This window comes from Microcystis sp. BLCC-F210 (genome assembly GCF_042134685.1).
Taxonomy (GTDB): domain Bacteria; phylum Cyanobacteriota; class Cyanobacteriia; order Cyanobacteriales; family Microcystaceae; genus Microcystis; species Microcystis aeruginosa_D.
Map to the genome: position 1 here is coordinate 2411885 of NZ_CP169647.1, position 21305 is coordinate 2433189.

Here is a 21305-nt window from a genome sequence, read left to right on the forward strand (position 1 = left end):
CACGCAGTGTTAGGTGGCTGGCAAGAACATCAACAACCTACTCCAAAAGAGCTTTAGGGCTAACTTTAGGGCTAACTGCAAACTCTAGCTGTGAACGGTAGAAACAAACATCGAACTCCATAAAAAAATTCACCTGCCCCAGAATGAGCGGAACATTTGTAGCCTGTGTCCAAGCAAAAACCAGTTGAATAGGCTCAAACTGCCCAACGACGGCTTGGGCAAGCACGACACGCGCCTCGTACTGAGCCAAATTTCCTGTCAAACTCAGTGCTGTTGTTTGTCGTTCCCAATTGTACCCAAGCTCGACCCCTATTGAATACGGCAGCACATTAACACTTGCACCAGTGTCCAGCAGTCCGGATGCTGCAATAGAAACCTGTTGATGAACCAGGGTGAATGGCAAGTAGGGGCGAAAACTAGCTTCACCTAAAGTGGCATCGCCAGCAAGAAATGGATACCGCTCGGTGTTAGGCATGGTTTTGAGCTTTGGTAGCCTGTAGCGCTTTTAACATTGTATCCGCAGCCTCATCCGCGCCATAGGGAGACCATACTGGATAAGCTTGTTCAGGCTTAATTAGCTCGGTTTCCTGCTGGGCTAGCTCAGAGATCAGAAACTGCATAATGTAAAACTTGTCTGAGCGGCTCAGTTCTCTTAATGTCGCGATTAATTTTGATGAAACCATATACTCGTGAAGCTAGGGTTACTTTTCTATTGTAGTCGCTCCAGTCCGGGGCAGCGGTATTAGCTGATTGTACCTGATGCGTTTCATTTTTGAATCGGCGGAGTTTGTACCATAAAAAAATTATGAGAGTTGAGCTATTTCTCGATCATGATGATGGGATATTTCTTGGTACAGAGACTTTGCAATGCTTTGATATGTTTTGGCAAGGTCATCACACTTCACTACTCGAAAAAGGGTAAATATAACTTGTCCAAAAATAGGATCTTCGTCGATCGCTAAAATCACCCTTAGCTTTTGCGAAACCTTCAACGTGTACAGAGAAGATTCATATCCATTTAGTCCTGATAACAGAGGGAAGCGATGAAGCTTACGATAAACGTGCTTTTTTTGAGTTGGGAATAGACTGGCACAATCATTGATTTTTTTGACTGTTATAGCTTTGTCGTCTTTGCCCAGTTGGTCAAGATCCTTTTCAAATCCGCTCGTTGACTCAATTACAATGTCCACGATATGAACCGCCTATCTATGATAACTGCTGACACTTAATCTCTAGCATAGCAATAAAATCCTTTTACTATAGTAGAATGACGTAGATCGCACCGTTACATTTCATTAACGCACCCTACAAGATCGACGATCGCACTATCACCAATTTCTCTACAAGCGTCAGCATATCCTTGGTAGCACCATTGTTTTAGTTCATGCCCTCTTCTTTGGGAATCTCTTTGCATTTCCAGTTGTTGCTGTTGGGACTGTCTTAAATGGGAGTCACTAACTTGCCCCGGAACTGTTTTACACTCTGGATATTTCTCAGAGAATCTTCCTAAGGTTTCTTCAAGAGTATTGCGCCAATTTTCCCAACTCTGAGCAGTAGAAGGTTCTGATGGTCTATTGTTCACAAAATACATTCTTATTTCCATGTCGTAATAGGCACATTGTTCTTGTGATAAACGTGGGGTTCTAGCCCGATTATTGGAAGTGGTTCTAGCCCGATTACTAGAATTGGAAGTATCCTTCTTGGGGGTTGTTGTAGTGCTTCTCTCAGAATTGATTACTGTTTGTGATGCTCTACCTCTAGGTAACTTAAATTTTTGTTCAGAATTGATTACTGTTTGTGATGCTCTACCTCTAGGTAACTTAAATTCTCGTGCAGAAACTTCATTACCACAGAAACTCAAATTTATTGCAGTTCCAACAAAAACTAGAAAAATCGTGAATTTTGACGTTTTCATGTGATTGAATTAATTGAATTAAATTTCTTAAACTTCTTGAAGTCTAACGGCAGTAAGTTGAGCCGCCGCAATTAAGTTTTGACTTTTGAAGATCACATTTGAGAAGTCGGCTCCAACGCATTGTTAGACTTCTGCCTTTGGGCGATTTGCATGAGTAGTCGAAGTGCCTCATTAACCGAGTCACTTGTTGGAAATGCCCGAGCAACATCTGGATCGAGTAATACTACATTCGTTCCTGCCCTGTAGCGCTCGACATATTTTCCTCTAACACCGCCCTGCATCTTGCTAAAGTCATACTCAAGCCTTAAGTCGTCTTCTAGCTCGTGGTTACTCTCCATCTTCATAAAACCTCCGCTCATTTCGGGTTGCCTCTCGTGCGCTAATAATCCGAACTCGATCTGCTCGATCTGTATGAGAGACTATTAGGATTCGACTAGCACTGGATACCCCAATAATAACGTAACGCTCCTCACTATAGGAATGATCTGGGTCAGGGAATGTTATAGATAAAGGATCGTTGAAGACAGTAGATGCCTCGTTGAATGAAACACCATGCTTTTTCAAGTTTGAGTTTGCTTTGTCTGGATTCCATTCAAATTGCATCTAAACAACACTTGCTACTCCACTTCAAAACTCAAGTTTAGCATCAAATTTGTTGGATTCCATGCTATTTAAGGGGTTAAACTCACTTAAGCTCCTAATTTGCTATAACCAGTCTAGGAGAGCCGTGTTTTCAAAAGTGAAAGGTGCGTGGGACGCACCCTACAAGATCGGCGATCATACTATCTAAATTACTTCTTGTACTTTATTTTAAGTTTATAACTACTTTTTCCTTTTTGTCCCAGTGTTACATTTACGTTTTGACTGGTTTCCAAACCCTTTAAATCGAGACCTTGAACTATTTCCTTGTTTAATTCTATCTCAAATTCTTCCACATTGTTCTCTTTCCCTGCTCTAATGATAGCCGCAATATTTTGAGCATCATCATCGGTAACAGATACATTCTGGGAGGCACTGGATAAAAACTCTGCAATGGCACCAACAGTACCTGCAACAACGCCTAGTACAAAAAAACCCGGCGTTACTGCGTGCATATTACCAGCAACAGAAAGACCCGGCGTTACTGCGTGCATATTACCAGCAACAATAGCATCAGCACCAGTAATACCAGCACCACCACCACCGACAAGGATAGGTTTGCTCTTTTCTCCACTCATTTTGCTTCTCCGGTAAAAAGTTTTTTAGGGAGTCTAACTATATATTATGCGGAAATTTTCCGTATATTACGCCAAATACACATTTTTTTAAGAATCTTTCCGTATATTACGCTCAAATGGAGCGATCGCGAGAAGTTTTCCGTATAATATTACGATAAGCGTGTTATGCCGATTAGCGTACTCTTTTATGAACCCTCCCCCACCCCGAAAACTCCTGGGGGTAGTGCGAGAGACGATCCGCCCTACCGCATTACTCCTACCGCACCGAACAAACATATCTGGACTGGATTAAGCGTTATCTGCTCTTCCACCAGAAAAAACATCCCCGTGAGATGGGAAAAGAAGAGATCAAGTCCTTTTTGAGCCATCTTGCCGTTGATAAAAACGTTGCCGTCGCTACCCAAAACCAAGCCCTCAACGCCATCCTCTTCCTTTATCGAGAAGTTCTTAAAATTGAACTGGAAAATATCGGTGCATATTTACGGGAAAAGCGCTCCAAACGTCTGCCCACCGTCCTCACCAAAGAAGTAAAAATGGCTGATGATTTTAGCGATCGCATAACAAACCGCGATCGCTGCCCAGGTAATTCTCAACCCACCAAAGTTAGGATTGCTCATCCAAGAAATTGAATCTCTTGAGAAGCAGTTAATGAGCTTGCGGGTTGAGAGTCGAAGTTATCCCTTAAATGAGCTAATCGCCTTTAGCTCGGCTTTTATGACGATGAAAGCCATTGCCAGCAACTTAAATCAAATGAGTCAAGACTTAGCTGCCTACACCCAATAGGGGCTAAATCCCTTCTTTTCTGGCTAAAAGGACGGGACAATTGACATTAACCCGCACATAATCCGAGAGGGAAGTACCGAGAAGGCGATCGAGATCTGGTAAACTCTTAGCCACGGAAGGACGGCGATCGGGCGACCCCAACAGTAAGAGATCCACATTATAATCATCGACGAGTTTGCACAGTTGTTCCCCCGGTTTACCCCCCGTCACCAGACAGCGATAGGGTATATTCATCCGTTTCACTTTTGCTACTGCTGGCCCTAAAATCGGGTTTTCTTCCATTTCTTTGGCGGAAGTGGGGGCAAATTCTGGTTTTAAGTCGGGGTTGACGCGGGCCAGAATTAACTCTGCTGAAGGATAATCCCGCAGGAGATGAATAGCCAGATCGAGAGCTAAATCAGCCGAGCTAGACTTGTCGAGAGCTACCATCACCTTTTTGATTTTTTTGACGTAAATATCGTCTTTTACCAATAACATCGGGTGATTAGTCAGTTGAAAGACGTATTGACTGACGGAATTTTCTAGAATTGCCTCCAGTCGCTTCAGTCCTCGGGAACCCATCAGGATCAAATCGGCCCCGATTTCGTCGGCAACTTGACAGACGGTATCTTTGGGATCCCCTTGCCGCAGAATCGTGGAGACTTTGCTCGGTTCAATTTTGACTTCTTGCAGGATTTTAGTCAGCATTTGGGTTCCCTCTTCCCATTTACTGGCCAGAGCTTCGGTGGTAATCTGAGGGGGAACAACCCGGAGAATGGTAATCGACGCTTTCCGGATAGCCGGGAGATCCATCAATGCTTGTAGCATTTCTTGGGTTTGACCTGCGCCGGAATCAGCGTATAGTATTTTCTCTAGCATAAGATTAAACTCGGTCTATGATCTTAATGGTTTTCGCTAATTTTCAGCATACTGCTAATGTTGTTCCCGAAATTTAACAACTTATTAAGCGCTTTTTCTTAGCTTCATGCGATGCCGAAGGCACTGCGTAGCAGCTCGCATTTAAGGGCATTTTAAGTATTTATGCTTAATTGACTAGAAATACTTGGCTCAAAATCATCGGATCAAGCGTTCATTTGTATTATATTTTGCCTGCAATGCTGGCGCTCTCTTTTAATCACAGCTAAATCGACCATTGAATTGATGATTATTCATTCTTAATTCTCCAGCAACCACGAGAATTTTTATTTTTACAAGAGGTGTAGTTATGTCTTTATCAATTCGGGTAATTATCCTAGTAGCGACGACAATTTATCAGGCGCTATCTGTTTGGTTAGAAGAACAAAAAGCACCGCCGGGTAATTTGGTTAATCTGGGTAAATATCGCCTACATTTTTGTCTAGCGGGAGAGGCTAATCCCACTATTATTATTGACCATAGTTTAGGAGGAATTGAGGGATACTTTTTGATAGAAGAATTATCACAATTAGCTAGGGTTTGTATTTATGATCGAGCGGGTTATGGTTGGAGCGATTCTAGTCCATATCCCCGGACTAGCTACCAAATTGTTCAGGAATTAGATAAATTACTAACCCAAGCAAAAATAGAACCACCTTATATTTTAGTTGGTGATTCTTTTGGCAGTTATAATGTTCGACTGTATGCTCATCTGTTCCCAGAAAAAGTAGTAGGTTTGGTACTCACAGATGGTTTACACGACAAAGGAATGCTGAAAATGTCGCCAGCATTAAAGGCATTAAAATTATTTTTCATCTCGGGATTTTTGATGTCGATTATCGGCTCAATTTTAGGCATTATCCTAGTTTTGAGGGTTCTAGGATTTTTTGAATTATTAAAACCAGAATTGCGTCGCTTTTCCCCAGATTCTTGTAATCGAGTTAAGCGTTCTTTCTGTCGCGCTAAACACTGGATGACTATGAGTCGAGAAATGCTTAATCTCGATCAAAGCGCTCGTCAGGTGAGTGAGGCTAACAATTTCGGTAATTTACCGATAGTTAGTATAAAAGCTAATTCTTTTTTTAAACCTTCCCTTTGGACTCGCTTTATTCCCCTCAAAAGTGCCAACCGACTCCGGGAGGAGATGCACCTAGAATTAGGCAAGTTATCCAGAGATTTTCTGGAAATACAAGCGGATAAAAGTAGTCATTTTGTCTGGATGGATCAACCGGATGTGATGATCGATGCGGTCAAAATTTTGCTTGACAAAATTAACTCTGTGTGCTAAGTAATTACTCACCGTTCGCTAATTTCTCGAACCGAAAATTTGGTAAATTGTCTTAAATGCAGTCTAGCAAACGCATTGATTGTTCTACTCGGATATTTGTTAGTACAAAAAGACCATTTTGAGGTTAACGAATTGATTGGGGTTTGAGCGAGCCAATTGGAGATCGCACTCTCGACACTGTTCTACCTACCTTATTCGCTAAAAAGCATACAGTATAAAGGTAACAGCAATTTTAAAACCCTTCCCTTAAAAAATTAAGCGAACAATGAGTTGTGACACTTAGACTGCGGAGTATGGGACTTCTGCTGACGCTAAGATAAAGTCAAATCTCCCAATCACTTTAAAACCTTTGTGATAGGCGTTTGCATTTTAGAGGAGTAAATTAAACCTGACTCATTCTAGGAGTCGATAGCGATTAGTTTCAGCGACGTACTTCCGACCTGGAATTTCATCGGGGGGAATTTGATTGCGTAGCACTAGACGCATATCCCTGACAACCCGGGGGACATTCAGATAATAGCCATGCTCTGAAGGATCGGTAAAACTAGATACCACGCGGGTACAATCGATCGGATAGACATTGCGAGGAAGTTGTCGAGGCTGGATTGGACCATCTGTCCCCAGACGGGCGGTATTGCCTTTAAGCTTATCACTGGCCCAGAGAGCGAGGTCGTTGCGGTTGAAATAGACACTTGTCCGGCGCGTGATGCGGGGTAGAGAAAACAATTTGTAGTCGAGATCGAAAGCATCATCATCCTCATCAGCTGCCATCATCAGAACCTGATCGAACAGTCTGGGCAGTTGGTTGCTTACTTGTCTTCTCAATTCCTGTAAAGCATGGCGCAATACATAATTGCCCATGCTGTGGGCAGTGAGATGAAGTCTCTGTTGGCACCGCGCCTCAGTCTGATTAATGAAATCGGCAACTTTGAGGAAGCCGCGGGCAAATGCCGCCCCAGAAGCGGCAGCATCTTGGCGATCATTCTTGTAAGCGATCGCATTGGCGGCTCTCGGATCGGAAAACAGAAGCGCACCGTCTGAAGGCCAGGAAAACAAACATATATTCAATTTGAGGGGAGGCTCGGTATCGCCAGGGTCTCTGGCAGTCAACACTTGGTGCAGTTGAGCTGCAGCCGTGAGAGCAGCACGAAATGAAACGTTGAAGCCGTGAATGAAGATCAGCGTATCTTTGGCATTCTCGATCATCTGTTTGCGGACTTGCAAGGCGATCGCCTGACTGCCCAAAACGGGCGGATCACCCAGCAGATTTTCTGGGGCAACTTGGATTTGATACTGAGAAAAGTTCTCACCCGTTACCTCGGCTTTTCCAAAACGCAAGTTAGCCAGTCCATCCTGACTAAAGGTACTCCCGAAGTCAAAACCCGCCTCTAAATCATTTGAGATAACTAGGTTGCGGTTTGTAGCAAAGTAAATCGTCGTCATGCAAAATCTCCATATTTTCTTCGGTTTTTTGGGAACAGGATAGGCTAAACCACTTTAGCCCATTGCCCCTGCTCTTTTCCCTGTCTAATCCCGTGTTCAACTATATTTTTAGTCTTGATTTACAAGGCTCTCAGAAATTAGCACAGATAAAGCATCCTCGGGAACCTTGATTCTGTAGTTTTTAGTTGCACATCAGGTTGTTTAACAATTTTACTTCCCCTTTGCGCGGGTAGTTTTGCCAACTTTAAGGTAAGTAGAACAGTGCCGAAAGTGCGATCGCCAATGGGTTCGCTCAAACCCTAATCAATCAGCAATTCTCATTTTGAAACGATTTTGCGTTGTTTCAGCGATCTAGAGATTCGTTAAGAATTATTAACCCCTCTAGGTGCAAGGGTTTTAATGTCATGAAACCTTAAAATGAGAACTGCTGCTAATCAATCCGTTAACATCAAAGTGGTCTTTTTGTACTAATAAATATCCGAGTAGAACAATCAATGCGTTTGCTAGACTGCATTTGAGACAATTTACCAAATTTTCGGTTCGAGAAATGGCTCTCTTGGGTTTGGTGGGTAAAATGTATTCTAAGATACCTTCGTCCTAGCGAGGGGGTGGAACGAACCACAAAGACACAAAGGACACAAAGATTGATCGATCATATTGTAAGTAAAACTTATCACACAGAACCTAGAAGAGCCGAGAAATGAACGAACGGTGAGTTAATAGGGTAAAATTAACTTCTTGGTTAGGATGGACGAGAGGCAAGAGATTCGATCGAGATTAGCTGAAATCCTAGAGACTTATTGCCTAATTAGGGTTTGCTGAATAAATCTAAAAACCTTGTTGGATAAAACTTTTAGACTTTTTTGCTATCAAAAAGTGTCAGCCACTGGAGTGAACGGGGGGAGAATAAAACCCTACACCCTACACCCCACCAACAGACTTTTTCAGCAAACCCTAATTATTGAGGGTAATAATCTGAGCGCTAAAACCCTGTTTAGTTAAATCTTGTACCCGTTGTTTAGCTTGGTATTGTTGCTGAAATAACCCCACTTGAATAACATTTTCTCCCGCGCGGATAAATGCGAGGGGTTCAATTTCTTTGATTTTTGCCAACGCTGCTGTACTATTACTCTGAACTTCAACGCGAAAGAGTTGATTAGTCGCAATAACCCGCTGCTGTGGTGGGGGAGAAGGGGGTTTATTGGTGCGATTTTGCGGTGTGGGAGCAGGTGGATTGACAGTTTGACGATTATGATTATTAACCAGCGTAGCATCGGCAGGACGCACGGTAGCGGGAGCTTGAAAAACGTATTCTCTCAGGGGTTGATTACTGGAAACTGGATCCGCCACCGGGGGGCGAACTGATGGAGAATTAACCGGGGGTAAATTTAAGGGTGAACATTGGGAACAATTAACAGCACTGGGACTGTCTGAACGTTTAGTTGGTTGTCTCACCGCCGGCGGTGGGGGCAAACGACGACCGGGATAAAGATTCTGGGCAAAAGATAAGTTTGCTTTTAGCAGCAGCGTTCCTTGAGCGATTATCCCGACTTTTAACCAAAATAAAGCCGAGAAAAACAGTAAGTTTGTTCTCATCATGCTGGTTTGTCCTCACACGAGATTTGGGTACACCATGTCCAAATTTTAAAGGAGGAGATGCTAGTCTAGAAAGTATATTGGTTAAAAATCATTACAAGATTTATGGGAAAAGTTGTTGTCGGTCTATCGGGGGGAGTAGATAGCTCTGTTGCCGCTGCCGCCTTACACGCTCAAGGTTATGATGTTATTGGCTTGACCCTGTGGTTAATGAAGGGTAAAGGTCAGTGCTGCTCCGAGGGAATGGTAGATGCGGCGTTTATTTGTGAGCAGTTGGGGGTTCCCCATCATATCGTCGATAGTCGCGAGCTTTTCCAAAAAGAAATTATTGATTATCTAGTTTCCGGTTACGAAGCGGGAATCACACCGCTGCCCTGTTCTCAGTGCAATAAAGCGGTAAAATTTGGACCGATGCTGCATTATGCTAGGGAAACCCTAGAAACAGACACTATTGCCACCGGTCACTACGCTAGAATTCGTTTTTCTCCTGAAAATAACCGTTATCAACTGCTGCGTGCCGTCGATAAAAATAAAGATCAATCCTATTTTCTCTATGATCTAACTCAAGATGTACTGCGTGGGACTTTATTTCCCTTGGGAGAACAAACCAAGGCAGAAACCCGCAGAATTGCCCAGGAATTTGGCTTAAAAACGGCAGATAAACCCGATAGTCAGGATTTATGCTTGATTGAAGCTCACGGAACTATGCGATCGTTCTTGGATAAGTATATCGCCGTTAGTGAGGGCGATATCGTCGATCTCGATGGCAAAGTTTTGGGTAAACATAGCGGTATCCATCATTATACGATCGGACAACGCAAAGGCATCGGTATCGCCGCCGCCGAACCTCTCTATGTGGTAAAACTTGATCCCGTCATGAATCGGGTTATCGTCGGTAATCGCGAAAGTGCCGTTAGTGCCGATTGTCTTGTCGGACGGATGAACTGGGTTTCTATTGCTGAACCCACCACCCCTATCCGCGCGCAAGTACAGGTCCGTTATCGTTCTCCGGCCGTTCCTGTCAATGTTATCCCCCTAGAAAATAATCAAGTGAAGCTGGTTTTTGATGAACCACAATTTAGCATCACCCCGGGCCAGGCAGCCGTGATTTATGAAGGGGAAATCGTCATCGGTGGGGGGATTATTTCAGGAGCCACCCCATAGGGAGAGCCACCAATTCACAGAATAACCTGATTATGGTTCAGGGGTCATTCTGCCAATTAGGGACTCTCCCCGGCAGGTTTAGCTAAAAATTAACGACGGGGTACAGAAGCCTCGATGTTAATATTCATAGCGGAGACTCTTGGTACAGGATTTCCTTTGGCGCTACCGAGACCCCGGGCCATGGCCAAGAAGCTGGAAGGATCGCCAGCTTTGGGTTTTTGCTCTTGGGGAACATAGCGACGGACAGCATTCTGCCAAACGATTTGGGGGAAGCCCAAAATACCACGATAGTAGCCATCGTAGCGAGGCGAGGTGATGTTGAATGGACGTTCACCAATTTCGCGGCTGGCTAGGGTGCGACGACGTTGGTAGGGAACGGTATCATAACCAAAGCTTTGCAGATACTCGTCACTGTTGAGAAGTTGATCGACAAAACCTTGAATACCTTTGGTGGCAACGACAATCGACCAAGCAATTTTTTCTCTTTCGCTATAGACATCGCGACCGAGAACTCTTTGTACTACCTGTTCGACAAAGCGATAGTTGCTGTTTTTCTCGTAGAAGCTGTTATAGAAGGTTTTCGATAACAGTAAACCACGAATGAAATCCCGCACCGATAATTGTCCATTGCGTAATTGGGATTCGAGGAAGGGTTCCCGATCCCATTTGAAGGCATGGAAGAAAATCTGACGGTAAGCGGCTTCGATTAAATCGTCCAGGTCGCCAGGGGAGAGGACATTTTCCGTCGTGTAAACTTTCGGTTTTTCGTCTCCACCGACATCATAACCAGCTACCCGCACGTTTTGGGACTTGGGGGCGTAATTTAAAAGAGGAATGGCCAAGGGTAAACCTCCGTATCCTTAGAAATGCTTAAAAAACTTTCCTCCTAATGATAAGGGAGTAGGTGTCAACTAGAAAAGAAATATTAAAAATTCTTACAATTGTTAAGAAAACTTGCTTATCATCCGGGGTGTTGGGGAGCGCCTGAGCAGGGAGATGGGAGAAAAAACTGATGACTGATGACTGATAACTGATAAGTAGGTAGGCGTTAAAGGTTGTCAGACACCCCCCTTATCAAGGGGGGCAGGGGGGATCCCCCCGCCTATCGGCACCCCCCTTATCAAGGGGGGCAGGGGGGATCGAACCTAAAATCCATTTTTAATTTAATTATAACCAGCTACTTAACTGAATTTACCAGCCACTAATCGAATAGGATGAAGGTTCGGGGGAATCACTAGAGACTGACTCCGATGACTGATTGCGGGATTCAGCACAAAAAGTGGCCGTATTAAAACCGCCAAAACGTTGAACTGTGCTAGTGCGGAGACGTAAATCGGCATCGGCAAACCAAAAACGCTCGATCGAGGTCATAGTTTCGTATTCTGTAATTAAGACTAAACCTTCCTGTTCATCAATGTGATAACGGCCCGCCACGGGAATGATTTCCGCATAACCTCGCTCCCGCAACAGAACACCAGCTTGGGGATTATCTTCGTCGGGAATTAGCGCAAAAACGGTGGTTCCTTGATGATTTTCGTTTTCTTTGTCCCACTGCATCGAACCATCCCAACTGACAAAGGCACCCCCCACAGTCTTAGCGGGATCGACTTCGTGCATTTCACAGATAGCGATAATTTTCGGGTTATCGGCGCTTAAAGCTTCCACATAAATCTCGGAATCGCCAGTTTCTGAGCGTCGAAAGGGTAAATGATGGGTGGTGCGCTGAGATTTCCACTGTCCCGCACTTTTCTGAAAAAAGGTCATCCCGTCCATAGTTTTTATCCTCTGTTTTTTCCATCTATTTTAACGCCATCGTCGTTTTCTGTAACCCTTGTCCTCCTCTCTCTCTCATTCATCCCCAAAATAATCATGATCAATTCTCTTGATTTCATAGATTTTTTGGGTCGATACACCTAAGTTATAATCAATCATCAATTGACTTAATTCTTCCCCATCAATCAGCACTATTTTTATCTCATTTCTAGGAGCATATTCTAAAGCCTCTTGGGTAAAATAGGAAGTGGTGATGAAAATACCTTTTTTGGCTCCTTGTCCCGCTAATGCTCCGACAAATTTCTGGATTTCTGGACGACCAACGGCATTATTATCAGCCCATCTTTTGGCTTGAATATAGATTATATCTAAACCGAGTCTATCTTCTTTTATTATCCCATCAATCCCTTGATCACCGCTCTTACCTACTGCCTTACCTGCATCTCTAATCGAGCCACCATAACCCATTTTTACCAGTAATTCTACTACTAATTTTTCAAAAGCATCTGGGGATAATTTTCGCAGAATAAAAAGTAAGTCTGTTGCTAATACTTGACGAATTTCTTGATAGGATTTTTCTAGTAATTCCTCGGGATTTTGCTCTTGATCAGAAGTTGATAAATTTCTTTCAAGAGTAATAGTTTCATTTTGCTTATTGACTCTAGTAAATTCTTGAAACTCAGGAAATTGCCTGAGAAATTTTGTATCAATTCGAGCAGGATTTTGAGATAAGATTTCTTTTCCTTTCTCAGAAATTACAAAAGTTGCCCTTTGGGGTGAGTCAATTAATCCCGCTTTCTTTAAATAGGTTTTTGCCCAACCGACTCGATTAGCAAAAATTTCCTGTTGTCCACTGGGAAGCATTTCTTTTCTTTCCGCTTCCGTGACTTGAAACTCTCTGACCAAGGCTTCAAAAATTTCTCGATATTTATAAACTTTGCCATCTGCAAGTATTTTTAATAGGGGCAACATAATCGATTGAAAATCGGGAATGGGCATAGTTCAGATGAAAAGCGGGGGCAGTCATCGCAATTATACAGCAACAAGCTCCAAAAATTTAGATAGATAATAATACCAAATCTGTTTTTAATAGTGCGATTAACTCCCAGTCGAACTTTAAAAACCCACTCCCTACTCCCCTAATTCCCCACTTCCCAGAAAAGCCTTTTCAGTGATCAGTAAACAGTGAACTGATAACTGATAACTGATAACTGATAACTGATGCAAAACTGACGGCTTTAAATATAACTTAACTCAGTAAAAAAGACCTATTCGGATGGACAAGAAAGCCTTTTTTTAGGGCCTCTCGTCCTAATAACATCCGAAAACCCATAACATCACGATTAGTCAAGGTTAATTCGATCGGCCATTGACGACCGCCAAGCAATACACTTGTTCTGATAACTGGACGTAGTTGACTTTGACCACCGGAATTTTTTACCTGTCGCCATTCGAGGATTTCTGCGGTGATGGTGACAGTGTGGTGACTATCTTTTTGGTAGGGATGAACTTGAAAGCGCAGCCAATTGCGATCGCCATCTCGAAAAGGATGCAGATGAAAAGCGTGTAGGGCCGAGGAGCGAGCGCCTGTATCAATCTTGGCTTTAATTTTGGTAATGCCTAAATCGGGTAAATCCAGCCATTCTCGCCAACCGATGATGATTTTATCGGGTTTCATCCGTCTATTTAGTTTTTTCTTCTTCAATCTCCCGCTGCATTTGGGCGATTTCTTCGGGAGTCATCGCTTCCAGACGTTTTTTAAAGACGGCATCTTCGTAATCTTTGCGCTGTTTGCCGTAGGTCATATTATCGGTGGCGACTCGAAACAGATAGGTAAAAATCCAACCGATGACACCACCCACCAACACCGCTTGACTCCAAATTCCCGCCGAAGCACTATCTAAACCGGTTTTTTGCAGGATAATGTAGAGGATGCCGCCCATAGCAAACATCCCTATACCGATCCCGATGACATCAATGCGTCTCATGGGTTTTTTGGGTTGATAACTTAAGCTTTGAGGGTACGACGTTGGGGACGGAAGTTAAGGAAAGGACTTAACAACAGCATCCCGGGAAAGAAAAAGCTCATCAGAAAGTACATAAACCCTCTTTCCCAAGAAGATGCCACATACCAGCGCGTATTGAGGTAGTAGTAGATAACGGCGGGAATGACGAGCAAATACAAGACACTGAGAGATAGGTAGATCAGGGCGATGATAATGGTTTCTTGCGTCAGAATTGATTGCATAAGGATTGATTTTTATCAATGGCTGTCGGTGAACTGCAATTCACCTGCTGATTATTTTACCCTGTCTTTCCCCCTTTGCGGCGATCGAATTGGCGGGCTAAAATAATTTACTGAAAATACTCTTGCTAATTAAATTATTTGTGATATGATAGGAAATTGTCGGTTAAATAACGGGGGCGTGGCGGAATGGTAGACGCTACGGACTTAAAATCCGTTGAGCCTTATAAGCTCGTGAGAGTTCGAGTCTCTCTGCCCCCATCGATCGAAGTCTATCTCTCCCTGCCCCCTAGTAAAAACTTTTTCAGCCAGCCCTATCTAAAATATCCAATAATTCTAGGGGATGATCAATGAGATGATCGGGGTTAAATTGAGTGAGAATTTGAGGGGAATTAAAGCCCCAAGCGACTGCCACCACCTGCACTTGACTTTTTTTGGCAGCAGTAATATCTCTGGTTTCATCGCCGACATAAATCATTTCATCGGGACAGAATTTATTTTGTCGGATCAGGCGATCAATAATTTTGTGTTTGCCGAATAAAGGCGTTCCCGAACAGATAAAATCAAATAAGTTTAAGAGTTGGTTATTTGCTAAAAATATGGTGACATTTTCTTTAGTATTAGAAGTTATTATTCCCAATCTATAGCCTCTTTCTTTAAGAGTAAGGAGGCAGGGATGCCAGCCATGGAAGGGTTTTAGGCAGTCAATTTGTTTATTTAATTCCCGTTTAACTCGATAGAGTAAAAAAGGTATTTTAACGGGGGAAACTTGGGATTGTTTAATAATTTCTTGGGAACTAAGGTTTTTTAGTCTGGCCAAATCTTCCTCGTTGACGGGTTGATAACCAAAATTTTTAGCCAAACGATTGACAATCTCCACGAAAGTATCGTGGGTATCGGCGATAGTACCATCAAAATCGAACACGACTACTTTAATTGTCATCTTGTGCGGGGTTCGGGGAATGAGCTAAATTAGCCTGGGCATTACGTCGCCACTGCTGGGGTTTAATTCGACGTAGGGCTGACGAGATGAAACGACGATCCCACTCCTCTATAGTTAGATTAGCTAATTCATCCAACCTTGGCGAAAGGTTTTCCGGACGAGGTTGAAAATACTCCACGTCGGTAACTTGGGCAAAACGTTGATTCCAAGGACAGACATCTTGACAGATATCGCAGCCAGCTACCCAACCTTGTAAATTCTTGGCAATTTCTGTAGGCAAAGTTACAGCACGATTTTCGATGGTATGGTAGGCAATACAGCGATTAGCATCCACCACAGAGGGACTAACTATTGCTTGGGTGGGACAGGCGCTTAAACAACGGCTACAGGTGCCACAATGGGCGCTATGGGGTCGATCGGGTTCTAAAGGTAAATTAGTTAATATTTCCCCTAAAAATACCCAACTGCCGTAATTGCGAGTAATTAAGTTACCATTCTTGGCAATCCAGCCGATCCCTGCTCTTTGCGCCCAAACCTTATCCTGTACTGGTCCAGTATCCACATAGTAACGGGTTTGAATTTGCTCCCCCTGACTTTCTAACCATTGACTGAGGGCTTTTAATTTTTTACTTAATACTTTGTGATAATCCCGTCCCCAAGCATAACGGGAAATTTTGCCATGGTTTTGTTCTTGACTGTGTTGCTGGGGAGTGTAGTAGTTAAGGGCGAGACAAATTAGCGATCGCACTTCCGGCCAAAGAGTTTTGATATCCTGTCGTTTCGGGTTAGTCATCCAATCCATATCAGCGTGATAACCCCGCTCTAACCAGCTTTTTAGATGAGATGCCGCCGAGTCTTGACTATCCACAGAGGCAATACCGACCCCATGGAAACCTAACTCTAGTGCTTTTTCTTTGATTTGTGTTTCTGTCACCATAGAAATATCTTAAGTCAAGTATTTGTAACAATTATTTACAATGATCGATTTATCGAGCCAAATCCCAGGCTGAACAATTAGAAACCATGATTAACGAAGAAACTGTGGTTCCCGTCCCCGCTATATCGTCCTCATAAGTAGTCGTGCAAAATTAATTTCCTAGTCAAGATAGGCAAAAGGCAAGAGGCAGGAGGCAAGAGGTGGTTAGATATGTGTAATTAATTTTGCTTAGGTACTTACTAAATCCAGTTATTAAAAACTGATTATTTATTTTCCGTTTTGCATGAGTGCATGAGTAGAAAACGGGTTTCTCCGAGAAACCCGTTTTCTGTGCGTTACTCAACGGATTTAGTATAACTATTGACTTGCTCAATTAACACCCGTCCCTAAAATGACTTGTACTTTGCTAGTACAATTATAGTAAGAAGTAAAATAAGAAAAATTAGAATAAATAACCATGTCTCAACCGATTACCATCGAAGATATCTATAAACTTTTTGAGAAAACTAACGAAAAGTTTGAACAATCACGCCAAGAATACGATCGCCGGGCTGCTGAAGCTAAGGCCGAAGCCGATCGCCGAGCCGCCGAAGCTAAGGCCGAAGCCGATCGCTGGGCCGCCGAAGCCGATCGCCGGGCTGCTGAAGCTGATCGCCGTTTGGCCGAGCTAGAGAAAACAGTCGCTAATACCAGTCGTGCGGTGGATAGTTTAACCACTCGCTGGGGAAGATTTGTCGAGGAATTAGTCGAACCTGCTGTTATTGGCCTATTTCGTGCCAAAGGTATCGATGTTAAAGAAACCTACAGTCGTGCCAGGGTAAAACGGCAAGGAATAGCCATGGAGATTGACATTTTAGCCGTCGATGAAACCGAGGTAGTTTTAGTAGAATGTAAGTCTCGTTTATCGAAAGATGATGTCAACGATTTTTTAGAAAAATTAAGTCGATTTAAACAAGCATTTCCCCATTATAAGAACTATCAGGCTTATGGTGCAGTGGCGGGAATAGAAATAGATGAAGGAGTAGATCGTTATGCCTATAAACAAGGTTTATTTGTAATTAAACCATCGGGAGAAACGGTAGAAATCATTAATGATTCTGGTTTCGAGCCTAAATTATGGTAGGAGAAAGATGTTCCCCTCATCTGGCAAAGTATTGGCAGCAGGTCTAATTTTTCCAACCTAGCACTAGACTAACCTATGGATATGATGCAGAATTACTATTCATATCTTGCTTCAGTAACATCTTACCTAACTAATTTTTGAGGATTCAAAAACCGCAAAAATAAGGACTAAATCACCTAAAATCTGTGAATAGAGCATTTTAAATTCTCCTGACTACTGACGGCCGACTCTTAACCATAACAACAATTTTTGATTTTGACCAGAGGTCTAGTAACGTCTTGTCCTAAAATTGCCAATAGCCAGTTTCAATGCACAAGAGTCTGATGGCTAAAAACTGGCTCCAGTTTTTGCCCGGGATAGCACAGCTTGATCGCAGTGGATCGTAAAATGGGATAATGCTAACTTTGAGAGTCAAAGAGACTATGAGTGAATTCGACTACGATTTAATTATTATCGGTGCTGGAGTTGGTGGCCACGGAGCAGCCCTACACGCGGTCAAATGTGGGCTAAAAACGGCTATTATCGAAGCCAAAGATATGGGAGGAACCTGTGTTAATCGCGGTTGTATTCCCTCTAAAGCTTTACTGGCAGCCTCGGGACGAGTGCGAGAATTAGCCGATAGTGACCATCTGAAAAGTCTAGGTATTGCCATCGGTGGCGTTAATTTTGACCGTCCGACCATTGCCGATCATGCTAACAACCTTGTCAGTAAAATTAGAGGCGATCTCACTAATAGTCTTAAACGTCTCAAGGTTGATACTATCCACGGTTGGGGAAAAATCGCCGGCCCGCAAAAAGTTAGCGTCATCGGGGATAGTGGCGAAAAAATCTACACCGCTAAGGATATTATGCTCTGTCCAGGGTCGGTTCCCTTTGTCCCACCGGGGATCGAGATTGATCATAAAACGGTTTTTACCAGCGATGAGGCCGTTAGATTAGAAACTTTACCCAAGTGGATTGCAATTATCGGTAGTGGTTATATCGGTCTGGAGTTTTCGGATATATACACCGCTTTGGGTTGTGAAGTGACGATGATCGAAGCTTTAGATAGTCTCATGCCTGGATTTGACCCAGAAATCTCGAAAATCGCGGAAAGAGTTCTGATTAAACCTAGAGACATCGAGACTTATGTGGGAGTTTTGGCAAAAAGTATTAAACCGGGGAATCCTGTGGCCATTGAACTGGTGGACGCAAAAAGCAAAGAAGCGATCGAAATTTTAGAGGTAGATGCTTGTTTAGTCGCTACAGGAAGAATCCCAGCGACAAAGAATCTCGGACTGGAATTTGTCGGGGTAGAACTGGATAAACGCGGTTTTATTGCCGTTAATGACAAAATGCAGGTAATTCAGGACGGTGAACCGATTCCCCATCTCTGGGCCGTGGGCGATGCTACGGGTAAAATGATGTTAGCTCACGCTGCTTCGGGTCAAGGGGTAATAGCCATTGAAAATATCTGTAATCGCCCAAAAACCATCGATTATCGCAGTATTCCCGCTGCTGCTTTTACCCACCCCGAAATTAGTTATGTGGGTTTAACGGAACCGCAAGCAGAAGCCTTGGCACAGGAAGAAGGGTATAAGGTTGCTGCTGTCAAGACCTATTTTAAGGGAAATTCCAAAGCTTTAGCGGAAGGAGAAACGGAAGGCATCGCTAAAGTCGTTTATCGTCAGGATACGGGGGAATTACTCGGTGTTCATATTATCGGTATCCACGCATCGGATTTAATTCAAGAAGCGGCCAATGCGATCGCTGAACGTAAATCTGTCCATGAACTCGCTTTCCGCATCCACACCCATCCGACTCTCTCAGAAGTCCTCGACGAAGCTTACAAACGCGCTGAAGTGGCAGCGTAGAGTCAGTTATCAGTTATCAGTGATCAGTTAAGTACCTAAGCAAAATTAATTACACATATCTAACCACCTCTTGCCTCTTGCCTTTTGCCTATCTTCACTAGGAAATTTATTTTGCACGACTACTTATCAGTGATCAGTTATCAGCTTCTGAAGGCAAGAGGTAACAGGCACTCGTGCAAAAGACAGAATCTAGCAATTTTCCAAGTTTCCGACTCCTGAATTCTGACTCCTTTCTCTTTTTTTACTTTTTACTTTCAAGATTATGTTTGGATTAGGTTGGCCAGAAATAGTAATTATTGCTGTGGTTGTTCTCCTGATATTTGGACCAAAAAAAATACCCGAATTTGGGGCAGCTTTGGGGAAAACTTTACGGGGATTTAAAGAAGAAATCAATCAAGATGATCAAGAAATTGAAGACAGTGACGAGAAGATGAGATAGACTGCGGCTGTCAGGGCGAATGCAATTCGCCCCTACAATAATATTATTGCGCCAATGGTAGGGGCGAACCGTGGTCAGTGAGTTGATCGAACTGCGTGCGCCCAAAAATTGAGATGCACCCAAATTATCCCTATTCTTCTTCCTTCCACACAAAAACCAGAATATCCGTTATCAGTTATTAGTTATTAGTTATTAGTATTAAATAGTAGTTTTCCACTGTCTTTTCACTGATTACTGATTACTGATTACTGATCACTGAATATCTGCTTCTCCCCCGACGACCACATCGCGGATGCGGAGACTGGGGCCACCGCAGCCGACGGGTAAACCACTTTGACCCCCTTTTCCGCAGCCTCCCGACTCATCCCAGTAGAAATCATCCCCAATTGCCTCAATATTGGCTAGGGTTTTAAAGACATTACCGGAGAGAGTCACATCTTTAACCGGTTCAGCAATTTCTCCATGGCGAATCATCCAAGCTTCCCCGGCGCTAAAAGTGAACATTTCGCCGTTAGTCATGCCTCCCTGCCAATTTTGGGCATAAACTCCCGTTTTTATCCCCGAAAATAACTCTTTAACCGCAGTGGTTCCCCGTTCAATCCAAGTGTTGGTCATGCGGACAATGGGCGGATAATGATAATTGAGACAACGGGCGTTACCGGTCGGTTTTTCGCCTAATTTGCCCGCCGTTTCCCGCGAATGCAGTCTTCCCACCAAAACCCCATCTTTAATTAACTGAGTCGTCGTCGCAGGGGTTCCCTCATCGTCATAAAAATAACTGCCCCGATGACCTTCTGGACCTGCTCCGTCAAAGATTTGCAGGTTATCTGGTCCAAAACGTTTGCCCATACTCATCACCTCCAAAAGGTCGGGATTTTCGTATAACATATCTGCCTCGGAAAGGTGGCCAAAAGCCTCATGGACGAACAGACCGGTTAAAATGGGATCGATGACGACGGTGTAGGTATCGCCCTTGACAGGGGGCAGAACTAGGGCTTGTAGGGCCCGTTTAGCCGACCCTTGCACCTGTTCTTCTAAATTGACCAGATCCTCGAAAGCTTTTCGGGAACCGGTGGTTTCCCGGCCCGTTTGTACACTGTCCCCATCCCTAGCGGTGGCCGAAAAACGCATTTCTACGTCTGACCATTTTTGTTCGATTAAAGTCCCGTCAGAAGTGGCTAAAAGAATATGTTGACTACTATCGCTGTAACGGACGGAAGTGGTGGCAATACTGGCATGGTGTTGACGCAGTAAGTTATTATAGCGATCGCAGAGTGCTTTTTTATCAGCTAATGCCACTAAACGCGGGTCTGTTCCCGTTAAAGGCAATTCACAGGAGATAATTACAGGTTCTACCGGAGCAATCAGGGTTTCTTCTTCCCCAATTAAACGGGCAGCAGCGATCGCATCTTCTAATCGTTCCTGTAAACTGGATAATTGATTAAAGCTGGCAAATCCCCAACCTCCTTTATAACAAGCGCGTACCTGACCACCGATAGCAATACCTTCGCTGAGGGTTTCCACTCGTTCGGAACGCAGTAGAATATTCGTCCCCCGCGCTTCTTCTAGACGAATTGTCAGGAAATCAACGCGGTTTTTATAACGGTTAATCAGTTCACTAATTAGGTTTTTATAGTCGGTTATAGTATCGGTCATAGGAATTATGAATTATGAATTATGAAGTGGGGTGAT

26 protein-coding genes and 1 tRNA gene are annotated in these 21305 nt (G+C 43.5%); 8 read left to right on the top strand and 19 right to left on the bottom strand.

Features of this window, described 5'->3' with window-relative positions; all coding sequences use genetic code 11:
* Positions 1–37 precede the first annotated feature (37 nt).
* The 7 genes from ACE3JL_RS11600 to ACE3JL_RS11630 form a co-directional block, all read right to left on the bottom strand.
* Entirely contained in the window at positions 38–475 is a 438-nt protein-coding gene (locus ACE3JL_RS11600; protein ID WP_190357128.1) for an aspartyl protease family protein, read from the bottom strand.
* Positions 468–683: a hypothetical protein gene (locus ACE3JL_RS11605; protein ID WP_036403432.1), complete on the bottom strand. Its 216-nt coding sequence runs from the start codon at positions 681–683 to the stop codon at positions 468–470. The genes ACE3JL_RS11600 and ACE3JL_RS11605 overlap by 8 nt, the downstream gene beginning before the upstream one ends.
* 120 nt (positions 684–803) lie before the next feature.
* Positions 804–1190 carry a hypothetical protein gene (locus ACE3JL_RS11610; protein ID WP_185241021.1) on the bottom strand — a complete coding sequence of 129 codons (387 nt, stop codon included), beginning with the start codon at positions 1188–1190 and terminating at the stop codon, positions 804–806.
* A 95-nt stretch (positions 1191–1285) separates the two neighbouring features.
* Positions 1286–1915 (bottom strand): hypothetical protein, encoded by a 630-nt coding sequence (locus ACE3JL_RS11615; RefSeq protein WP_375329528.1) that lies wholly within the window; start codon positions 1913–1915, stop codon positions 1286–1288.
* 92 nt (positions 1916–2007) lie between these two features.
* Positions 2008–2274 carry a hypothetical protein gene (locus ACE3JL_RS11620; protein WP_375329529.1) on the bottom strand — a complete coding sequence of 89 codons (267 nt, stop codon included), beginning with the start codon at positions 2272–2274 and terminating at the stop codon, positions 2008–2010.
* Positions 2243–2518 (bottom strand): BrnT family toxin, encoded by a 276-nt coding sequence (locus tag ACE3JL_RS11625; RefSeq protein WP_375329530.1) that lies wholly within the window; start codon positions 2516–2518, stop codon positions 2243–2245. The genes ACE3JL_RS11620 and ACE3JL_RS11625 overlap by 32 nt, the downstream gene beginning before the upstream one ends.
* Positions 2519–2706: 188 nt before the next feature.
* Positions 2707–3132: a hypothetical protein gene (locus ACE3JL_RS11630; protein WP_375329531.1), complete on the bottom strand. Its 426-nt coding sequence runs from the start codon at positions 3130–3132 to the stop codon at positions 2707–2709.
* Positions 3133–3431: 299 nt separating this feature from the next.
* On the opposite strand from ACE3JL_RS11630, the gene ACE3JL_RS11635 reads away from it, so the two are divergent.
* Together ACE3JL_RS11635 and ACE3JL_RS11640 are read left to right on the top strand one after the other, a co-directional pair.
* Entirely contained in the window at positions 3432–3761 is a 330-nt protein-coding gene (locus ACE3JL_RS11635) for a site-specific integrase (RefSeq protein ID WP_375329607.1), read from the top strand.
* Positions 3762–3780: 19 nt separating this feature from the next.
* Positions 3781–3915 carry a hypothetical protein gene (locus ACE3JL_RS11640; protein WP_375329532.1) on the top strand — a complete coding sequence of 45 codons (135 nt, stop codon included), beginning with the start codon at positions 3781–3783 and terminating at the stop codon, positions 3913–3915.
* Between the two features lie 3 nt (positions 3916–3918).
* Here the strand turns inward: ACE3JL_RS11640 and ACE3JL_RS11645 are convergent, their stop codons facing one another.
* A complete protein-coding gene (locus tag ACE3JL_RS11645) occupies positions 3919–4773 on the bottom strand; it encodes a universal stress protein (protein WP_271991996.1) in 855 nt (284 codons plus the stop codon).
* A 346-nt stretch (positions 4774–5119) separates the two neighbouring features.
* On the opposite strand from ACE3JL_RS11645, the gene ACE3JL_RS11650 reads away from it, so the two are divergent.
* Positions 5120–6097 (top strand): alpha/beta fold hydrolase, encoded by a 978-nt coding sequence (locus tag ACE3JL_RS11650; RefSeq protein ID WP_375329533.1) that lies wholly within the window; start codon positions 5120–5122, stop codon positions 6095–6097.
* Positions 6098–6490: 393 nt separating this feature from the next.
* On the opposite strand, the gene ACE3JL_RS11655 is transcribed toward ACE3JL_RS11650, so the two are convergent.
* Together ACE3JL_RS11655 and ACE3JL_RS11660 are read right to left on the bottom strand one after the other, a co-directional pair.
* Positions 6491–7540 (bottom strand): alpha/beta hydrolase, encoded by a 1050-nt coding sequence (locus tag ACE3JL_RS11655; RefSeq protein WP_271991994.1) that lies wholly within the window; start codon positions 7538–7540, stop codon positions 6491–6493.
* Positions 7541–8494: 954 nt separating this feature from the next.
* A complete protein-coding gene (locus tag ACE3JL_RS11660) occupies positions 8495–9139 on the bottom strand; it encodes a hypothetical protein (protein ID WP_375329534.1) in 645 nt (214 codons plus the stop codon).
* Between the two features lie 102 nt (positions 9140–9241).
* Here ACE3JL_RS11660 and mnmA point away from each other — a divergent pair, with 102 nt between their 5' ends.
* Entirely contained in the window at positions 9242–10300 is a 1059-nt protein-coding gene (gene mnmA, locus ACE3JL_RS11665; RefSeq protein ID WP_375329535.1) for a tRNA 2-thiouridine(34) synthase MnmA, read from the top strand.
* Between the two features lie 89 nt (positions 10301–10389).
* Here mnmA and ACE3JL_RS11670 read toward each other — a convergent pair whose 3' ends face one another.
* The 6 genes from ACE3JL_RS11670 to ndhL all read right to left on the bottom strand — a co-directional run bounded on the left by ACE3JL_RS11670 (position 10390) and on the right by ndhL (position 14321).
* Entirely contained in the window at positions 10390–11142 is a 753-nt protein-coding gene (locus tag ACE3JL_RS11670; protein WP_002791480.1) for a phycobilisome rod-core linker polypeptide, read from the bottom strand.
* Positions 11143–11491: 349 nt separating this feature from the next.
* Positions 11492–12073: a phycobiliprotein lyase gene (locus ACE3JL_RS11675; RefSeq protein ID WP_002781010.1), complete on the bottom strand. Its 582-nt coding sequence runs from the start codon at positions 12071–12073 to the stop codon at positions 11492–11494.
* Between the two features lie 75 nt (positions 12074–12148).
* The gene (locus ACE3JL_RS11680; protein WP_375329536.1) at positions 12149–13072 is read right to left on the bottom strand and encodes a restriction endonuclease; all 924 of its coding nucleotides are present in this window, start codon (positions 13070–13072) and stop codon (positions 12149–12151) included.
* A 250-nt stretch (positions 13073–13322) separates the two neighbouring features.
* Complete coding sequence (locus ACE3JL_RS11685) at positions 13323–13751, bottom strand: ATP-dependent zinc protease (RefSeq protein WP_271991808.1); 429 nt, start codon at positions 13749–13751, stop codon at positions 13323–13325.
* Between the two features lie 4 nt (positions 13752–13755).
* Positions 13756–14061: a DUF3007 family protein gene (locus tag ACE3JL_RS11690; protein ID WP_002763321.1), complete on the bottom strand. Its 306-nt coding sequence runs from the start codon at positions 14059–14061 to the stop codon at positions 13756–13758.
* 20 nt (positions 14062–14081) lie between these two features.
* The gene (ndhL, locus tag ACE3JL_RS11695; RefSeq protein ID WP_002732218.1) at positions 14082–14321 is read right to left on the bottom strand and encodes an NAD(P)H-quinone oxidoreductase subunit L; all 240 of its coding nucleotides are present in this window, start codon (positions 14319–14321) and stop codon (positions 14082–14084) included.
* A gap of 172 nt (positions 14322–14493) precedes the next feature.
* Between ndhL and ACE3JL_RS11700 the strand changes: the two genes are divergently transcribed.
* Positions 14494–14579: transfer RNA gene (locus ACE3JL_RS11700), tRNA-Leu, on the top strand.
* A gap of 43 nt (positions 14580–14622) precedes the next feature.
* Here ACE3JL_RS11700 and ACE3JL_RS11705 read toward each other — a convergent pair.
* Together ACE3JL_RS11705 and queG are read right to left on the bottom strand one after the other, a co-directional pair.
* Entirely contained in the window at positions 14623–15261 is a 639-nt protein-coding gene (locus ACE3JL_RS11705) for an HAD-IA family hydrolase (RefSeq protein ID WP_271991805.1), read from the bottom strand.
* Complete coding sequence (queG, locus tag ACE3JL_RS11710; RefSeq protein WP_375329537.1) at positions 15251–16198, bottom strand: tRNA epoxyqueuosine(34) reductase QueG; 948 nt, start codon at positions 16196–16198, stop codon at positions 15251–15253. Before queG ends, ACE3JL_RS11705 begins: the two co-directional genes overlap by 11 nt.
* 457 nt (positions 16199–16655) lie before the next feature.
* On the opposite strand from queG, the gene ACE3JL_RS11715 reads away from it, so the two are divergent.
* The 3 genes from ACE3JL_RS11715 to tatA all read left to right on the top strand — a co-directional run bounded on the left by ACE3JL_RS11715 (position 16656) and on the right by tatA (position 19613).
* On the top strand, positions 16656–17321 hold the full coding sequence (locus ACE3JL_RS11715; protein ID WP_271991800.1) for a DUF3782 domain-containing protein: 666 nt from the start codon (positions 16656–16658) through the stop codon (positions 17319–17321).
* Between the two features lie 422 nt (positions 17322–17743).
* Positions 17744–19174 (top strand): dihydrolipoyl dehydrogenase, encoded by a 1431-nt coding sequence (lpdA, locus tag ACE3JL_RS11720; RefSeq protein WP_271991798.1) that lies wholly within the window; start codon positions 17744–17746, stop codon positions 19172–19174.
* A 262-nt stretch (positions 19175–19436) separates the two neighbouring features.
* Positions 19437–19613 carry a twin-arginine translocase TatA/TatE family subunit gene (gene tatA / locus ACE3JL_RS11725; RefSeq protein WP_002763330.1) on the top strand — a complete coding sequence of 59 codons (177 nt, stop codon included), beginning with the start codon at positions 19437–19439 and terminating at the stop codon, positions 19611–19613.
* A 252-nt stretch (positions 19614–19865) separates the two neighbouring features.
* Here tatA and ACE3JL_RS11730 read toward each other — a convergent pair whose 3' ends face one another.
* Positions 19866–21269 (bottom strand): TldD/PmbA family protein, encoded by a 1404-nt coding sequence (locus ACE3JL_RS11730; RefSeq protein ID WP_375329538.1) that lies wholly within the window; start codon positions 21267–21269, stop codon positions 19866–19868.
* Positions 21270–21305 lie beyond the last annotated feature (36 nt).

Excerpts from the sequence above, each read along its gene's own strand:
- ACE3JL_RS11600 (WP_190357128.1), bottom strand. The coding sequence starts at position 475 with ATGCCTAACACCGAGCGGTATCCATTTCTTGCTGGCGATGCCACTTTA.
- ACE3JL_RS11605 (WP_036403432.1), bottom strand. The coding sequence starts at position 683 with ATGGTTTCATCAAAATTAATCGCGACATTAAGAGAACTGAGCCGCTCA.
- ACE3JL_RS11615 (WP_375329528.1), bottom strand. The coding sequence starts at position 1,915 with ATGAAAACGTCAAAATTCACGATTTTTCTAGTTTTTGTTGGAACTGCA.
- ACE3JL_RS11620 (WP_375329529.1), bottom strand. The coding sequence starts at position 2,274 with ATGAGCGGAGGTTTTATGAAGATGGAGAGTAACCACGAGCTAGAAGAC.
- ACE3JL_RS11625 (WP_375329530.1), bottom strand. The coding sequence starts at position 2,518 with ATGCAATTTGAATGGAATCCAGACAAAGCAAACTCAAACTTGAAAAAG.
- ACE3JL_RS11630 (WP_375329531.1), bottom strand. The coding sequence starts at position 3,132 with ATGAGTGGAGAAAAGAGCAAACCTATCCTTGTCGGTGGTGGTGGTGCT.
- ACE3JL_RS11640 (WP_375329532.1), top strand. The coding sequence starts at position 3,781 with ATGAGCTTGCGGGTTGAGAGTCGAAGTTATCCCTTAAATGAGCTAATC.
- ACE3JL_RS11645 (WP_271991996.1), bottom strand. The coding sequence starts at position 4,773 with ATGCTAGAGAAAATACTATACGCTGATTCCGGCGCAGGTCAAACCCAA.
- ACE3JL_RS11650 (WP_375329533.1), top strand. The coding sequence starts at position 5,120 with ATGTCTTTATCAATTCGGGTAATTATCCTAGTAGCGACGACAATTTAT.
- ACE3JL_RS11655 (WP_271991994.1), bottom strand. The coding sequence starts at position 7,540 with ATGACGACGATTTACTTTGCTACAAACCGCAACCTAGTTATCTCAAAT.
- ACE3JL_RS11660 (WP_375329534.1), bottom strand. The coding sequence starts at position 9,139 with ATGATGAGAACAAACTTACTGTTTTTCTCGGCTTTATTTTGGTTAAAA.
- mnmA (WP_375329535.1), top strand. The coding sequence starts at position 9,242 with ATGGGAAAAGTTGTTGTCGGTCTATCGGGGGGAGTAGATAGCTCTGTT.
- ACE3JL_RS11675 (WP_002781010.1), bottom strand. The coding sequence starts at position 12,073 with ATGGACGGGATGACCTTTTTTCAGAAAAGTGCGGGACAGTGGAAATCT.
- ACE3JL_RS11680 (WP_375329536.1), bottom strand. The coding sequence starts at position 13,072 with ATGCCCATTCCCGATTTTCAATCGATTATGTTGCCCCTATTAAAAATA.
- ACE3JL_RS11685 (WP_271991808.1), bottom strand. The coding sequence starts at position 13,751 with ATGAAACCCGATAAAATCATCATCGGTTGGCGAGAATGGCTGGATTTA.
- ACE3JL_RS11690 (WP_002763321.1), bottom strand. The coding sequence starts at position 14,061 with ATGAGACGCATTGATGTCATCGGGATCGGTATAGGGATGTTTGCTATG.
- ndhL (WP_002732218.1), bottom strand. The coding sequence starts at position 14,321 with ATGCAATCAATTCTGACGCAAGAAACCATTATCATCGCCCTGATCTAC.
- ACE3JL_RS11705 (WP_271991805.1), bottom strand. The coding sequence starts at position 15,261 with ATGACAATTAAAGTAGTCGTGTTCGATTTTGATGGTACTATCGCCGAT.
- queG (WP_375329537.1), bottom strand. The coding sequence starts at position 16,198 with ATGGTGACAGAAACACAAATCAAAGAAAAAGCACTAGAGTTAGGTTTC.
- ACE3JL_RS11715 (WP_271991800.1), top strand. The coding sequence starts at position 16,656 with ATGTCTCAACCGATTACCATCGAAGATATCTATAAACTTTTTGAGAAA.
- lpdA (WP_271991798.1), top strand. The coding sequence starts at position 17,744 with ATGAGTGAATTCGACTACGATTTAATTATTATCGGTGCTGGAGTTGGT.
- tatA (WP_002763330.1), top strand. The coding sequence starts at position 19,437 with ATGTTTGGATTAGGTTGGCCAGAAATAGTAATTATTGCTGTGGTTGTT.
- ACE3JL_RS11730 (WP_375329538.1), bottom strand. The coding sequence starts at position 21,269 with ATGACCGATACTATAACCGACTATAAAAACCTAATTAGTGAACTGATT.